The 14,873-nt window shown below is 41.1% G+C and carries 15 protein-coding genes; 7 read left to right on the top strand and 8 right to left on the bottom strand.

Annotation, left to right across the window (positions count from 1 at the left end; translation table 11 throughout):
- Position 1 precedes the first annotated feature (1 nt).
- Positions 2–946: a ribose-phosphate diphosphokinase gene (locus tag J2Z48_RS00530; protein ID WP_307249956.1), complete on the bottom strand. Its 945-nt coding sequence runs from the start codon at positions 944–946 to the stop codon at positions 2–4.
- A gap of 97 nt (positions 947–1,043) precedes the next feature.
- Between J2Z48_RS00530 and yknW the strand changes: the two genes are divergently transcribed.
- Positions 1,044–1,751 carry a YknW family membrane protein gene (gene yknW, locus J2Z48_RS00525; protein WP_307249954.1) on the top strand — a complete coding sequence of 236 codons (708 nt, stop codon included), beginning with the start codon at positions 1,044–1,046 and terminating at the stop codon, positions 1,749–1,751.
- Between the two features lie 49 nt (positions 1,752–1,800).
- Here the strand turns inward: yknW and hisH are convergent, their stop codons facing one another.
- Positions 1,801–2,424: an imidazole glycerol phosphate synthase subunit HisH gene (gene hisH / locus J2Z48_RS00520; protein ID WP_307249952.1), complete on the bottom strand. Its 624-nt coding sequence runs from the start codon at positions 2,422–2,424 to the stop codon at positions 1,801–1,803.
- A gap of 31 nt (positions 2,425–2,455) precedes the next feature.
- Entirely contained in the window at positions 2,456–3,034 is a 579-nt protein-coding gene (locus J2Z48_RS00515; protein WP_307249950.1) for a non-canonical purine NTP pyrophosphatase, read from the bottom strand.
- A 166-nt stretch (positions 3,035–3,200) separates the two neighbouring features.
- Here J2Z48_RS00515 and J2Z48_RS00510 point away from each other — a divergent pair, with 166 nt between their 5' ends.
- A complete protein-coding gene (locus tag J2Z48_RS00510) occupies positions 3,201–4,292 on the top strand; it encodes a quinone-dependent dihydroorotate dehydrogenase (protein ID WP_307249948.1) in 1,092 nt (363 codons plus the stop codon).
- Here the strand turns inward: J2Z48_RS00510 and J2Z48_RS00505 are convergent.
- The 5 genes from J2Z48_RS00505 to J2Z48_RS00485 all read right to left on the bottom strand — a co-directional run bounded on the left by J2Z48_RS00505 (position 4,285) and on the right by J2Z48_RS00485 (position 8,870).
- Complete coding sequence (locus J2Z48_RS00505) at positions 4,285–4,776, bottom strand: acyltransferase (RefSeq protein WP_307249946.1); 492 nt, start codon at positions 4,774–4,776, stop codon at positions 4,285–4,287. The two genes, J2Z48_RS00510 and J2Z48_RS00505, sit on opposite strands and share 8 nt — an antisense overlap.
- A gap of 52 nt (positions 4,777–4,828) precedes the next feature.
- A complete protein-coding gene (gene lgt / locus J2Z48_RS00500) occupies positions 4,829–5,767 on the bottom strand; it encodes a prolipoprotein diacylglyceryl transferase (protein WP_307249944.1) in 939 nt (312 codons plus the stop codon).
- 102 nt (positions 5,768–5,869) lie between these two features.
- Positions 5,870–6,817, bottom strand: a complete 948-nt coding sequence (gene hprK / locus J2Z48_RS00495) for an HPr(Ser) kinase/phosphatase (protein ID WP_307249943.1) — start codon at positions 6,815–6,817, stop codon at positions 5,870–5,872.
- 64 nt (positions 6,818–6,881) lie between these two features.
- Complete coding sequence (locus J2Z48_RS00490) at positions 6,882–7,988, bottom strand: ABC transporter ATP-binding protein (protein ID WP_307249941.1); 1,107 nt, start codon at positions 7,986–7,988, stop codon at positions 6,882–6,884.
- A gap of 84 nt (positions 7,989–8,072) precedes the next feature.
- Positions 8,073–8,870 carry a PucR family transcriptional regulator gene (locus J2Z48_RS00485; RefSeq protein ID WP_307249939.1) on the bottom strand — a complete coding sequence of 266 codons (798 nt, stop codon included), beginning with the start codon at positions 8,868–8,870 and terminating at the stop codon, positions 8,073–8,075.
- Between the two features lie 511 nt (positions 8,871–9,381).
- Between J2Z48_RS00485 and J2Z48_RS00480 the strand changes: the two genes are divergently transcribed.
- From J2Z48_RS00480 to J2Z48_RS00460, 5 genes are all read left to right on the top strand, one after another.
- Positions 9,382–10,473, top strand: a complete 1,092-nt coding sequence (locus J2Z48_RS00480) for an LPXTG cell wall anchor domain-containing protein (protein ID WP_307249937.1) — start codon at positions 9,382–9,384, stop codon at positions 10,471–10,473.
- Positions 10,474–10,643: 170 nt separating this feature from the next.
- Entirely contained in the window at positions 10,644–11,720 is a 1,077-nt protein-coding gene (locus tag J2Z48_RS00475; RefSeq protein WP_307249936.1) for an LPXTG cell wall anchor domain-containing protein, read from the top strand.
- 109 nt (positions 11,721–11,829) lie between these two features.
- Positions 11,830–12,459 (top strand): class D sortase, LPxTATN-specific, encoded by a 630-nt coding sequence (gene srtD, locus J2Z48_RS00470; RefSeq protein ID WP_307249934.1) that lies wholly within the window; start codon positions 11,830–11,832, stop codon positions 12,457–12,459.
- A 272-nt stretch (positions 12,460–12,731) separates the two neighbouring features.
- Entirely contained in the window at positions 12,732–13,649 is a 918-nt protein-coding gene (locus tag J2Z48_RS00465; protein WP_307249932.1) for an LPXTG cell wall anchor domain-containing protein, read from the top strand.
- 258 nt (positions 13,650–13,907) lie between these two features.
- Entirely contained in the window at positions 13,908–14,837 is a 930-nt protein-coding gene (locus tag J2Z48_RS00460) for an LPXTG cell wall anchor domain-containing protein (RefSeq protein WP_307249930.1), read from the top strand.
- The last annotated feature ends 36 nt before the right edge of the window (positions 14,838–14,873 follow it).

Below are 14,873 nucleotides of genomic sequence, written 5' to 3'. Positions count from 1 at the left end.
TTTACACACCAGACTCTGAGCGAAACAGGGTACTGATCGAGCCACCTGAGATAATAATATGAATGGCCTGTGCTAATAAAGGAGCAATCGGGATCGTTTTATACTTGTCACTGTTTGGTGTAAAAGGAATGCTATCTGTCACCACTACTTCGTGAATCCCTGGATGATTAAGGCGCTCCAGAGCATTTGCAGAAAAGAGTGGGTGTGTGGCACAAATGTAAGCAGGATTGGCTCCCTTTTCCATAAGCCCCTCTACTACACTCACAATCGTTCCACCTGTATCGATAATATCTTCAATAATGATCGGAGTGTATCCTTGGACATCTCCGATAATATGAGTAATTTTAGCTGAGTTATGGGAAGGTCGCTTTTTCAACATGATGGCGAACGGTGCGTCTAGATAGGAGGCTAATTTCTCAGCCATTTTCGCTCGCCCTGCATCTGGAGATACGACAACTGGATTTTTGATATCTTTTTCTTTTAGATATTCTGTAATGTAGTCTAACGCGGTCAAATGATCCACTGGGATATCAAAAAATCCTTGGATGGCAGGTGCGTGTAGATCGACTGTTACAACGCGGTCCACTCCTACTGTTTTCAAAATATCAGCAACCATTTTAGCCGTAATCGGCTCACGCGGTGCATCTTTTTTCTCTTGACGGGCATAAGGGTAATAGGGAACAACTGCTGTCACACTTTTCGCAGATGCTCGATGTGCAGCATCCGCCATGATCAAAAGCTCCATTAGGTTTTCATGAACAGGAGCACCCATTGTCTGAATAAGGAAAACATGACAATTACGGACTCCTTCTTCATAATGAACATAAATTTCTCCGCTTTTAAAACGGCTAATTCGAGCCTCTCCCAGCGGTATCCCCAAATATGTACAAATGTTTTGTGCTAGTGTAGGATTAGAGGAACCAGTAAAGATTTTCACATTCTTCATATGGACAAGCAGCCCCTTTGGATGAGATCAGTCATTATGAGTTAATTACTCCTATTATAAACTAGAACGGTTCCAGATTAAAAATAGGTGATGAAAAATGTTAAAACAATTCGAGCGTATGAAGCCATCTCTCTTTGGACTATTTACGAATCCGATTAGAGAGTTTCGTTTGATTCGGGAGCAACCCCGTTTCTTTCTCTCTCTTCTCTTGCTCAGTTTCGTCGTGTCGATGACGTTCTATTATGTGGGAGAAACGATCGGTTCAAGCCCTGAAGCCATTGCCAATATTGAAAGACTCCAAGGACAAGCATTTCCTCCAGAAATAAAAGACCAAGCGAATGTATTCATAGGCTTCTCTTACGGCTTCGCAGGATTCATGATTCCGTGGGTAATGTGTTTGTTAAATTCCCTTGTCCTTTTCCTACTTGTGAAAGCGTACCAAGGAAAGGCAACCTTTAGACAACTCTATGCTTTTTCCGCTCACTTATATCTCTTAACCACATTATCCCTTATCGCCGATTTTTTAGTGAATCGGCTGGCCGGGCATCCTATCAAAGCCCCTGTTACCAGCTTGGGTGTACTGTTTCCAGACCTCCCAGGAGGTTTGCTATCTTCTCTATTAAGCTATCTCTCTCTATTTACCATTTGGTATGCAATCTGGCTCATCTCAGGACTACAAAAGATCACTGGATTATCAAAACAACATTCTCAGATCGTAACGATCCTGTTTCTGACCATTGGATTGTTTGGACTTACCAATGTGACGATTTTTTATCAAGATATCGCAACGATGCTCCTCCGCTAAATAAAGGTAGATCCAATCTCTCGATTGGATCTACCTTTATTTTGACAAGCTACTTCTCTTGTCCATTACCTCGATACAATACCTGTGTCAAAAATTGATCTAAAAGCTTTGTTCCATAAGCACCACTTCTTTCAGGATGAAATTGCATCCCTACCAAATTTCCTCGTGACACCACAGCAGGAATAGACTCAAGATAGTTGGCATAGCCGACTACATCATCTTCATTTTCCGCATCTACTATGTATGAGTGGGAAAAATAAACCTTACTTTCTTCAATGCCTTTGTATAGCCGATGTGGATATTTAAATTTTAGCCAATTCCATCCCTTGTGAATCGCATCGTCCCCTTCTAATTTCTGTACATGGCCAGGTAATAGGTTTAATCCTTGATGGTAACCACCCTCGTCACTACTGGTAAAAAAGAGCTGCATTCCTAAATTAATACCTAAAATAGGCTTTCCTGAAAAAAACTCATCCTTCACTACATGATCTAACCCCGAACTAGCTAAACCAGCCATTCCCTCACCAAAAGTGCCATCCCCAGTCAAAATGATTCCCGTTGCCATACGAACATCTGCCGCTTCTGTCGCAACCACATACGAACGCCCTAAATGATCCAAAACTTGTAATAGTCCATCTACCTTATTTGCACCGTAATCCAAGACAGCGATCATTTCACCAAACTCCTCTCGTAACCAAATCCACTTAATCCCTTACATTCTTTTTCATCCAAAGAGCCATTTTATCAAGCACTTTTCGTCTATACGAAAAGGATAATCGTTTTTCGATATCCATATCGGCCAACACTTGATTTCCACCCTCAGGCACAAAAAGGGGATCATAAGGGAATCCTACATTGGTTAGCGAATCGATAGCAGGGATTCCTTCGATAATGGTTCCTTTGGTCATACCGGAAAATATCTTCTTCTGACCATGCCAATATAACGCAATCGCTCCTTCAAACTGAGCACTACGATCTTCATCCGCTAATAACTTTTCAATGCCGCGGTATCCGATCCGCTGAAAGACCCTCTTCGCTAAAACACCAGGGAATAAGGGATATGCTTGAAAAAAGATCCCCGCATCATCTACCATGACTCGTTGCAATTCAGGATGAACTTGCAAAACTTGCTCTAACTTTTGCATCGCAATTTCTTGTACAGTTCCTTCATCTGGCTCTATGTAATTCACTTCTAGACCCAAAACCTGATATCCTATCGGCTCTAGGACTTGCCTCGCTTCATGTAATTTAGATTCGTTCATTGTGGCAAAATAGATCTTCATATTCTGCGCCTCCTGTGAAATTTCGTGTCGAAAGAAAAAAGCAGGCGTTTTTTCTAGCAAAATCATGTACAATGAGATTAACCAACGCACAAATCAGACTAAAAGCCTCTTGTGACCAATCATGCACGAGAGGCTTTTGTATGATGTAAGGAGAGGATACCCCAATATGTACCCAATCATGAAAAAAGTCTTATTTCGCATGGATCCTGAAGCAGCACATGAATGGACCGTTCGATCCTTACAAATCCTTCAACGAATGCCTTACCTAGCTAAAACCATCCAACAAAATTGGGAAGTAAAGCATTCTTCTCTATCGTCACAAGTAGTTGGATTATCATTTTCGAATCCAGTGGGACTAGCCGCAGGTTTTGATAAACATGCCAATGTGTATCCTGCTTTGGCACACTTGGGCTTCGGCTTTGTAGAAGTAGGGACCCTTACCCCACGCCCTCAATCTGGAAACGATCGTCCTCGTTTGTTCCGTTTACCTGAAGACCAAGCGATTATCAATCGAATGGGCTTCAATAACCACGGGGTAGAAGATGCGGTTCATTCTTTTCAGACCCTTCCTCGTCCTACAATCCCGATCGGAATCAATCTCGGAAAAAACAAAAACACTCCCAATGAACAGGCTAGTCAAGACTATACGATCTGCCTTCAAACATTATATCTATATGGAGACTACTTCGTAATTAATATCAGCTCTCCTAATACACAGGGATTACGTGATCTACAAGAGGCAAAAGCACTTGAGAGATTGCTAACGGATATCTTACAGACAAGAGACCACTGCATCCAATCCCATCAAGTGAAAAAGCCTATTTTCCTAAAGATCGCCCCTGATCTAACAGAGGAACAGCTAATCGAAGTCATAGAAATCGTTTTACATACAAAGATCGACGGAATGATCGCAACCAACACTACCTTATCGCGAGAAGGGCTTCAGAATCAAGTATCCAGTCATGAAACAGGTGGTTTGAGCGGACGCCCACTGACCAGTCGTTCTACCCAATGGATCTCGCAAATATACCGCATCACACAAGGGAAACTACCTATCATTGGCGTCGGCGGAATCTTTACCGCTGAAGATGCATACGCCAAAATCCGCGCGGGTGCCAGTCTAGTTCAAATTTACACAGGCATGATTTACCAAGGACCTGCTGTTGTGAAGCAGATTAATCAAGGGCTGGTACAACTGCTCGAAAGAGATGGATTTGCATCGGTAGAAGATGCAGTCGGTGTGGATGTTTCTATTTAGAGACATCCACTTTCTTTATCTCCCTCATCGGATTCCCCGCCACAAATGTGTAGGGTGGAACATCACCGGTTACCACTGTGCCCGCCCCAACAACTGCTCCGTCGCCAATGGTTACCCCAGGCAAGATGGTTACATTGGCACCGATCATGACGTTATCGCCAATGTGTACCTCGCCTAGACGGTATTCATCAATCAAATATTCATGTGTAAGAATGGTCGTATTGTAGCCAATGATCGAGTTTCTTCCGATATGAATCATCTCTGGATAGAATAAATCCATCATCACAAAAAAAGCTACAGCTGTCTGGTCTCCTACTTTCATTCCAACTAGCCGGTAAAGTCCATTCTTGATGCTCAAAAACGGCATATATCGGGCGATTAAGATCACAACCGTTTGGCGAAATACTTTCCAGAAGGAGATTGTATCGTATTGTTGCCATAATGAATTGCTACCCGTTACTGGATATCTCTTTGTATTCCTCACAATCTAAACCCCTTATAGAAAATCCCTCTCCCGAGTAGAGAGAGGGTTTCAGTTAACCTTCTATCGATTGTTCTGGTTCCAGTTTTGGTTCTGGATCTCGATCTTGGTACGATTCTTTAGCTATACCTTTCGCACGACGCCATATAATCATAAAGATAGCGCCAAGCATCAACAGCAAACTAATGAGCTGTGCCACACGGATGTTGCCAGAGTCCATCGCTCCTGCTTTAAAGACCACTTTCATCGGGGACCAAAGCGCATTTAAAATACTCTCTAACCAGCCCGGACCTGTAAAAGTTAAACTATCTGTACGTAGCCCTTCGATAAAGAAGCGTCCCAACGAATACCAAGCAAAATATGTAAAGAAGATCTCACCGCGTTTTGGATTCCAGCGACGCATGAAGAGAAGAAGAACAAAGCCAGCTAAATTCCAAAGCGATTCGTATAAAAAGGTAGGATGATAATAGGTTCCATTTATCTGCATTTGGTCAATGATGAAACGTGGAAGATGCAAATGCTCTAAGAAAGCTCTACCTACCTCTCCGCCATGGGCTTCCTGATTCAAAAAGTTCCCCCATCGCCCGATAGCTTGTCCTAAAATAATACTAGGGGCAATAATATCGGCTACCTTTAGGAATGCTACATTTTTACGCTTCACATACCAGTACCCTACTACAATCGCTCCGATCAGCCCGCCGTGAATGGCTAAACCACCGTTCCAAATCGCAATAATCTCACTTGGATGATCTTTATAATAGCTCCATTCAAATAAAACATAATACAACCGAGCTCCAATAATCGCCGCAGGAATGACCCAGAATACCAAATCAATGAGATCATCTTCTTTTACACCACGGCGTTTCCCTTCTCGAACAGCAAGCAACAATCCCAATAGCACAGCAGAACCCATAATAATTCCATACCAATGGATTTTCAGAGGCCCCAATTCCAATGCAACTGGATTGATTGCCGCAAAATATGAAGATAGCATGAATCCATATTCCTCCTTACCGAATCACGAACGTTATGTGTCATAAAACCATTTTACCTGAAAATCTTTGGATATTATATTGTTTTCATCAGAAGCTTACGATCAATCATAATCATCCACATCGGGATCCTGATCATCGATGGTTTCACCTAGCTTTTGGACAAACTGCTGAGCAGCATCATACCCCATTTGCCTTAATCTCATATTCATAGCAGCTACTTCAATAATGACTGCTAAGTTCCGTCCGGGACGAACCGGGACCGTTAGAAGCGGTACGTTGGTATCGATAATTTTCATTCGTTCCTCATCTAAGCCCAGACGGTCATACTGCCTATTTGCTTGCCATGTCTCTAGTTGAATAACAAAAGAGAGGCGCTTTTTATTCCGGACCGCACCTGCACCAAAAAGTGTCATAACATTAATGATCCCTAGACCGCGAATTTCAAGAAGATGCCTGATCAACTCCGGCGCACTGCCGATCAGCATATTCTCCTCAGCCTGTTTGATCTCCACTGCATCATCTGCCACAAGCCGATGGCCCCTCTTTACCAGTTCCAGGGCTGTCTCACTCTTCCCAATTCCACTATCCCCCATGATAAGGACTCCCTCACCATATATATCTACTAAAACCCCATGAACCGTCGTAGTAGGCGCTAGTACTTTTTCAAGATAGTTGGTTACTTTACTAGAAAAGCGAGTCGTTGCAAGTCCAGTTCGCAAGAGCGGAACCCGGTGGCGCTTGGCAATATCGATTAACTCCTCCGGTATCTCTATATTTCTCGTTACACAGATACAAGGGAGAAAAGGATGGCAAAACCGTTCAAAACGTTGCTTCCTGACATCAGGTGGTAGACTTTCGATAAAGGTTAACTCCGTCTTCCCTAAAATCTGCAAACGTTCAATTGGGTGATAAGTAAAAAAGCCAGACAACTCCAGCCCAGGACGATACAAGTCACTTACGGTAATATTTCGATCCAATTGTTCCTCACCACAAACAATTTCCAACTGGAAATGTTGCTGCAATTTACGGACGGACACCGTTTTCAACATATGAAATGAGTCCTTTCTGCGTAGCAAGCGACCGATCCATTGATCAGTCGCCTGCTATTTTGATTTATACAACCGCTTCTTCGGTTTCTTTATCGAAAATATAAGCTTGATCCATATTTACTGATAGTGTCAACTGAGAACCTAAACGATATTCAGACCGTGCCTTTACACGAGCTGTCATCCTATCTGAACCCACGCCTTTTAGATAAAGGTACATCTCAGAACCTGTATTTTCCGCCATCTCAATCTCTGCCGTAAACAGGTTCGGTCGGCTTGTCGTTTCCGGTTCATCCCGCAATGCCTCGGGGCGGATTCCACAGATAACGTTCCTTCCGATATATCCTTTTTCCCGTAGAGTACTTGCCTTCTCAACTGGGATTTCCCATTTCGCACCTTCTGTTACGAAGAAAAGTAACCCATCCTCTTCTGAAAGAAGTCCATCTATTACATTCGTTGGTGAGCCAATAAATCTGGCTACAAAGACATTTGCCGGATGGTGATATAGTTCGTTGGGTGTAGCTACTTGTTGAATGACACCTTCCTTCATCACCACAATACGATCCCCCATCGTCATCGCCTCTGTTTGATCGTGCGTCACATAGATCGTCGTAGTCCCCAAACGTTGATGTAGCTTTCTAATCTCCGTTCGCATATGTACTCGCAATGTTGCATCCAGATTCGAAAGAGGCTCGTCCAACAAAAATAGCTCTGGTTCACGTACCATAGCACGACCTAAAGCCACACGCTGCTGTTGCCCTCCTGAGAGTGTCTTAGGTCTCTGATCTAGATAGGATTCCATACCTAACATCTTCGCCGCATTACGCACTCGTTGATCTATCTCTTTTCCATCCATTTTCTTCATTTTTAAACCAAATGCTATATTTTCATACACCGTCATATGTGGATAGAGAGCATGGTTTTGAAACACCATTGCGATATTCCGGTCTTTAGGCTCTACCTGATTCATAACACGATCATCAATCGATATAGTTCCGCCAGAAACTTCTTCTAATCCAGCTATCATACGTAGAGCCGTCGACTTCCCACAGCCCGATGGACCCACTATTACGAGAAATTCCTTATCTTGAATCTCAAGATGAAAATCTTTAATCGTTGGTTCATTAACTGAAGGATATTGTTTATAAATATGTTCAAGAGCTACCTTGGTCATGTGGTCCGCAAACCCCTTTTCCGCTTTGTAGTAGCTTCTATTCTACTCTATCGAGGCCATAAAAAAAACAACGCAGATGAGCACCTAACGGGCAACATCTGCTTTTCGACGTAGTATAAACTGCATCAACTTCACCATCATCGCTTCATCAAAAACACGTAAGTCATAGCCAATCTCTTCGCGAATCTTTTCTAGGCGATAGAGTAACGTATTTCGATGAATATATAGTTTACGAGCCGTTTCACTCACATTTAGGTCTTCTTCCAGAAAGCACTGAATCGTCTTCATCATCTCTCCATCACTCCATAAGGGAGTAGTCGGAATCACAGCACAAACTTGGTCTAGTTGATGTACCTGAAGACTTTGAATCAGTTCATATAAAAAAGTATTCCATGTTGTGACAATCGCTTGATCTGGATCAATCTTATATGACATTCTCTCTGCCCGTTTCATTCGATCCATCTCTTCAAACAACGTTTCGGACGACACTACCTTTTCGCCCACAATGATTCGTGCTTCTCCACCTACCTCAGATCGCACCCTTTCGAGAAGCCCTCGTGCCTTAGAAAGTAGCTCATTCCGTTCGGTTGTACGGTCACTCTGTTCTGATTCATGGTCTGGCTGAATCACAATCCACTGTTCATAGGCAACTTCTACCAGAGATAAATCTGGATCTGCAAAGTAGCTTTTCAGAAGCTTCTCCCAATCCACCTCTATCTGTTCTCCTTGGATAGGTGAATCTACTTGAATATAGAACAAACACCATTTCTCTATTTTCTTAAAGAAATCACGAGAAAGAGAGTTCCGAACCCCTTGTTGCCAGAACAAAGCAACGCTATCTAAGTTAGAACAAGTTTGGGTTAATTCTTGAGATTTAGTCATTTTCTATATAGAGAGCGCTTTATGTTCCGCTAGATACACCCGCTCTCTCTCCCCTTTCTCTCACATTCCACTACCAACAGCTAGCCTCATTTTCATATATATTCACTCATACCAATACCGCAAAACATATGGGAAATCCTGCTATATTATCCTATCATCTTGCAACTAGTTCAAATCACTGAACGAATATGTATCCTTCCATTGAAATCTAATACAATCATAAGACCCAAGAATGTATACACACTAGCCATTACTCGTTGTTTCTTAGAAAGATCACTCCAATATACACACAACATCATATAAGGCAAACAGATCCAAAACAGTACTTTACATAATTTTATAAGATAATACATTTTAAACACCACCGTTACCTTTTGGACAAATTTATCACACAAAAGTGGACAAAATGTGAAATTAACAAAATTGCTCTCATTCAGGACACAAAAATGAAGATTATTACGATATACAATGTAGAACTAATTATTTTTGTTATATAGGAGATGATTGAATCATGGCACGCATGACTAAACCATTCGCAGTACTTGCGACACTAGCACTATCTGTAACCGCTTTCCAAGGAGTTGTAGCGGCTCACGACGAAACAAAACCGGCTACTACCCCGACTGCTCCTGCTACTACTGAGCAAAAACCGGCTGATAAAAAAGTGGATGGTAAAACTGAAACGAAAGTCGAAGACAAAAAAGTAGAAACGAAAGTCGAAGATAAAAAAGCAACTGACGGCAAATCAACTACTACTCCAGCCGCTGATAAAGGCAAAGTAGCTGATAAAAAAGAAGTAAAACAAGTGGAAATCGTAGTAACTCAAACGGAAGCAGTTCTAAAAGCAGAACTCAAGGACGTTAAAGAAGCAAAAGGTACTTGGAAGTTTCTTGCTAACGGTAAAACAGAAATTATCTCTGGACAAGGTGGAACTTCTTTTGAGTTCAACTTCGCAAATCCAGAAGTTACAAAGAAACTCGTTGATGCTGATGCCACTTATGGCGTAATCCAGTTCGAAGGAACTGCTAATGGAACAGCCATCAAAGCACAGATTAAGAATGATTTGAAAAACGAAATTGATACAAAAACCTCTGTAAAAAATGGTACTCTTACTGTAACTTCCAAAATTGATGGTGCTAAAAAAGCAAAAGGTGATTGGGTTGCTGTAGTACGCACAAATCTGGAATTCTTTAAGAGCGGGGAACTTAACGAAAAGAATGTTGTTGATGCTGATGTGATTGAAAACGGTGGTCTCTCAAGTAAGTTTACCTTCAAAGATCTAAAACCTGGTACTTACTATATGGGAGTATTCTTTGAAGGTACTGTTGACGGTAAAGAGAAGCAAATCGGCGAAATCGTAAAAGTTGTTGTCAAAAAAGAAGGCAAAACTGGTTCTGATAAGGACACTGTAGTAGAAGCTACTCCAGTTAAAAAACCTGTCACAAAACAAGAAACGAAAAAAGTGGTTGAAGATGCAAAAGGTGGTAAGCTACCAAAAACCGCTACTAGCTATCCAATCGCTACTGTTGCGGGTGTAGCAGTTCTGATGGTGGGTGCAGGTCTCTTCTTCGTAGCTCGTCGTCGTAAACAAAAACAACAATAATCTTTTCTTGAGTAAAAAGCATACCTAACGTGGGTATGCTTTTTACTTTAAATGTGAATAAAAAATGAATTCCATTTAATTTAATTGTTTTTAGACACTAAAAAATAAAATCATTTCGATATATACTATGTAAGCTTTTTTATTTGATAGCACATAGGAGATGACCATTCATGAAACGTATGACAAAACCATTCGCAGTACTTGCAACGCTAGCACTTTCCGTAACTGCTTTTCAAGGAGTTGTAGCAGCTAACGAAACAAAGCCTGCTAATCCAACTGCTCCGGTCTCCACCGAGCAAAAGCCAGTTGATAAAAAAGTGGATGGGAAAACGGACTCTAAAGCCACAGACAACAAAAAGGATGGTAAAGCTAACACTACTACTCCTCCAGCTAATGAAAAAAATAACAAACCTGCCAAAAACACAGCACAAAAAGAATTAGAGATCGATCTTACAGACACTGAAAAAGGGATCAAAGCACAATTGAAAGGAGTAAAAGAAGCAAGAGGTACTTGGACATTGCTTGTTGGTGGTCAGGTAATCATCTCTGCACAAGGTGGGGCTTCTTATGAATTCAACCTCACCGATCCAAAAGTGGAAGCAAAACTAGCAGCTATCGATGAACTCGCATGTTTGGAAGTTCAATTTGAAGGAACTACCACCGGAACTCCTGTAAAAGGGAACGGAAAAGATGAATCACCAGCTGATATTCCAGTAATCTCTGTCAAAACAGAAGTGAACGACAGCACTCTTACACTAAATGCTAAAATCAAAGATGCAAAAGAGGGCAAAGGCCAATGGATTGCTTTCGTAAGCAAAACGCGTGAGTTTAACGATAAAGACCTTGTTAATGGTACAAGAGTAAAAGGTGACGTTTCCGAGAAGTTTACCTTTAAAGATTTGAAGCCAGGTACTTACTATGTACTCCTCACTTTCAAGGGTATTGTGGATGGGAAAGAGAAAGAAACATGTACAGTTGTCCAAGTTGATGTTCCTAAGGGCGGAACACCTAGTACAGGTACGAATACTGGTACTGGCACCAAAACTCCTACCCCTGTAAAGCCTACACCAATTAGTAAACCAGTTACAAAAGAACAAGCGAAAAAAGCTGTCGAAAAGGCAGAAGGTGGTCAGCTACCAAAAACAGCTACCAGCTATCCAATCGCTACCATTGCAGGTGCGGCTATTCTGATGGTGGGAGCAGGTCTCTTCTTCGTAGCTCGTCGTCGCAAACAAAAACAACAGTAATTCTTAATAAAAAAAGCATGCCTAAGTGGGTATGCTTTTTTCTGTCACTAGACAATCGTTATCAAACTACATACCATAGAAATAACCACATAGAAATGAGGGAGTGGTCATGATTCGAATATTATCTTGGCTATTAATCATAGCAGGGACTGTTGTTCTGGGATGGAACGCATACAATTGGTGGAGTGAAAGTGCTTCTTCTGTGCCTTATGATGATGTTACGATAAGCAAGGTTGATAAAAAGGGAGACGATACATCCCCACAACCAGCTCTTGCGAAAGGGATTCCGTCGGCTCTTACACATAACAGGGGAGACATGATCGGCACCTTAATTGTCCCTCGTCTTAAAAAGAATCTCGAGGTTGTATATGGAGCAGACTCCGACTCTCTAAAAAAAGGAGTCGGGAGTTATATAGAGGATAACGATCCGAAGACTAACGATAAAACGGTAAAACCAGGGGAGACTGGACATGTTGTTTTATCTGGTCATCGTGATACGAAGTTTAAAGGAATGGGCGAACTAAAAGTTGGAGATCGATTAATTATTGACTATAACAACCATTACTTTGTCTATCAGGTACGGAAAATGTGGATAACACCCAAAGAGGATACAAAGGTCATCGTCACAAAAGATAAACCAATCCTCACCTTAGTTACGTGTCATCCATTTAATATGTTAGGTAGTGCACCTAATCGATATATTATCGAATCTGAGTTAATTGAGATTCAAAATAAATAGCGAATAGGTAAGAGGGACAAGTTTTTTTCCTTGTAACCGCCACAAGTGAAAATCATTATAATAATAAACAATTACTTGCATTAGAGAAAATGCAAGTAATTGTTTTTTGTTTATAATAACAAAAACCATTATGTAATAAATTGGTCATTTTATGTGAACAAAATGTGAAATCAACTAAAATCACTCATTTTGAGACACAAAAAATGAAAAGTATTTCGATATAAAATATGTAGAACTCATTATATACATAATTATTAGGAGATGACCTATTCATGGCACGTATGACAAAACCATTTGCAGTACTTGCAACACTAGCACTTTCTGTGACCGCTTTCCAAGGCGTTGTAGCAGCAGAAGAAACAAAACCAGCCCCTATCACCCCGCCTACCGAGCAAAAAACAACAGCTCCTGAAACCAAAGTAGACGTGAAAGTGGAAGATAAAAAAGGTACAGAAGCTGATAAGAAAACGGAAGTGAAAGCCGAAGACAAAAAAGCAACCGAAACGGGTACTAAAGCAGAAGGTAAAAAAGAGGAAAAAGTAGACGATAAAAAGGATGGTAAAACAGGTGAAACGCCTCACACCACCCCTTCAACATCTGAAACCAATAAGCCAACTGATAAGAAAGAAGATGAAGTAGAAGCTAAAGGTCCTTCACTACATGCAAAAGCTTTATTTAAAGATGGTACTCTTACTGTAACCGCCTCTATTGCAAATGCAAAACATATTAAAGGTCTTTGGTATGCAGATGGATATAAGCCAGGTTCAGAAAAAGTAGAATTTACGGATGAAAAACAAAGTCAAAACGGCTTCACTCAAACCTTCACCTTTAAAAATGTAAAACCGGGTCTTTATGAAGTGTATGTAGGTTTTATTGGAGAGGTTGACGAATTCCAAGCAGACGAAAACGACTTCATTAAACTACAAATCGATACAAGAAAAGGCGTAGTTACAAAACCAGTAGAGAAAAAAGCTACTGTTAAAAAAGCATCAGCCAAGAAAGAAGCTACTACAGATAAAAAGACCACTGGTAAAAAAGAAACCAAGAAAACAACCACAAACGGTCAGGGTGGTATCCTACCGAAAACCGCTACTAGCTATCCAATCGCTACTGTTGCGGGTGTAGCTGTCTTGATGGCAGGAGCAGGTCTTTTCTTCGCAGCACGTCGTCGTAAGCAAAACCAATCCTAATCGTAGAGATCTGAAAGCATGCCTAACTAGGTGTGCTTTTTTCTTGTGCTAAACATTGAAGTCAATTGAAATACACGGAATTCCTCAAATCAAACTAAATAATTCCGTTTTTAATAAATTTGACATTCTTTATTGAACGAACTGTGAAAGCAACTAAAGTAGGTCATTTTGAGACACAAAAAAAGAGAGTTCATCCGATATTAAATATGTGGAACAAAAATGAATGAAACGACTAACAACTAACTGGAGATGATATTTATGAAAAAACGTATGACAAAACCATTCGCAGTACTTGCGACACTAGCACTTTCTGTTACCGCTTTTCAAGGCGTTGTAGCAGCGGCAGAACCACAAGTGAAACCAACTAATCCTACTAACTCTACTACTGAACAAAAAACAACTCCTGAGATTAAAATTGATACGAAAGTGACTGACAAAAAAGAGCATGAAACCGACAAAAAAACCGATGAGAAATTGACTAAAACAGATACTAAAGCGGATGGTCAAACAACTGACAAAAAAGATGAGAAAAAAGAAGACAAAGTGGATGGGAAGACAGGTGGAAAACCTAACACCGCCCCCCCAACATCTGTAACAAACAAGCCAACTGATAAGAAAGAAGTCACGAAAGAACCTGACTTCATTACATCAGCTGTAGTAAAAAATGGTACTCTTTCTGTAACTGAAACCATTAAAAATGCAAAACATGCTAAAGGCGATTGGTACGCATCCGTATCGAAAGATACACTACCAGATTGGACTACAGCACCTTATAAGACTTCAAAACTGAATCGAAGTGGACTTGTCCAGACGTTCACATTTAAGAATGTAAAGCCGGGTCGCTACAATGTGTTTGTTGGCTTCGTAGGAACAGTTGATGGTAGATTCGGAGAGGGCTATTTTGAACTGGAAGTTGAAGTGAAAAAGAGCGGGGCTGTAAAACAAGTTAAAAAAGCGAAAAAACAAACTACTGTAAAAACAGCAAAAGCTTCTACTGCGACTACTACAAAAACCAAAAGCACCACTACTAAAAAAGAAACGACAAAACCAGCTGTAAAAGGCCAAGGAGGTAAACTACCGAAAACCGCTACTAGCTATCCAATCGCTACTGTTGCGGGTGCAGCTGTCTTGATGGCAGGGGCAGGTCTCTTCCTCGTAGCTCGTCGTCGTAAACAAAACCAATCTTAGTCACAAATCAAAAACAGGATTCCCACTTTAAGTGAG

This window comes from Croceifilum oryzae (assembly GCF_030814315.1).
Lineage (GTDB): Bacteria > Bacillota > Bacilli > Thermoactinomycetales > Thermoactinomycetaceae > Baia > Baia oryzae.
Note: the sequence above shows the minus strand (reverse complement) of the source record. Positions and strands in the feature narration are given on the sequence as shown.

What these genes read in the sequence shown, in the direction of transcription:
- J2Z48_RS00510 (WP_307249948.1), top strand. Translation starts at nt 3,201, where the DNA reads ATGTACCCAATCATGAAAAAAGTCTTATTTCGCATGGATCCTGAAGCA.
- srtD (WP_307249934.1), top strand. Translation starts at nt 11,830, where the DNA reads ATGATTCGAATATTATCTTGGCTATTAATCATAGCAGGGACTGTTGTT.
- hisH (WP_307249952.1), bottom strand. Translation starts at nt 2,424, where the DNA reads ATGATCGCTGTCTTGGATTACGGTGCAAATAAGGTAGATGGACTATTA.
- J2Z48_RS00480 (WP_307249937.1), top strand. Translation starts at nt 9,382, where the DNA reads ATGGCACGCATGACTAAACCATTCGCAGTACTTGCGACACTAGCACTA.
- J2Z48_RS00465 (WP_307249932.1), top strand. Translation starts at nt 12,732, where the DNA reads ATGGCACGTATGACAAAACCATTTGCAGTACTTGCAACACTAGCACTT.
- J2Z48_RS00490 (WP_307249941.1), bottom strand. Translation starts at nt 7,988, where the DNA reads ATGACCAAGGTAGCTCTTGAACATATTTATAAACAATATCCTTCAGTT.
- J2Z48_RS00460 (WP_307249930.1), top strand. Translation starts at nt 13,908, where the DNA reads ATGAAAAAACGTATGACAAAACCATTCGCAGTACTTGCGACACTAGCA.
- J2Z48_RS00530 (WP_307249956.1), bottom strand. Translation starts at nt 946, where the DNA reads ATGAAGAATGTGAAAATCTTTACTGGTTCCTCTAATCCTACACTAGCA.
- hprK (WP_307249943.1), bottom strand. Translation starts at nt 6,817, where the DNA reads ATGTTGAAAACGGTGTCCGTCCGTAAATTGCAGCAACATTTCCAGTTG.
- J2Z48_RS00515 (WP_307249950.1), bottom strand. Translation starts at nt 3,034, where the DNA reads ATGAAGATCTATTTTGCCACAATGAACGAATCTAAATTACATGAAGCG.
- J2Z48_RS00485 (WP_307249939.1), bottom strand. Translation starts at nt 8,870, where the DNA reads ATGACTAAATCTCAAGAATTAACCCAAACTTGTTCTAACTTAGATAGC.
- lgt (WP_307249944.1), bottom strand. Translation starts at nt 5,767, where the DNA reads ATGCTATCTTCATATTTTGCGGCAATCAATCCAGTTGCATTGGAATTG.
- yknW (WP_307249954.1), top strand. Translation starts at nt 1,044, where the DNA reads ATGTTAAAACAATTCGAGCGTATGAAGCCATCTCTCTTTGGACTATTT.
- J2Z48_RS00475 (WP_307249936.1), top strand. Translation starts at nt 10,644, where the DNA reads ATGAAACGTATGACAAAACCATTCGCAGTACTTGCAACGCTAGCACTT.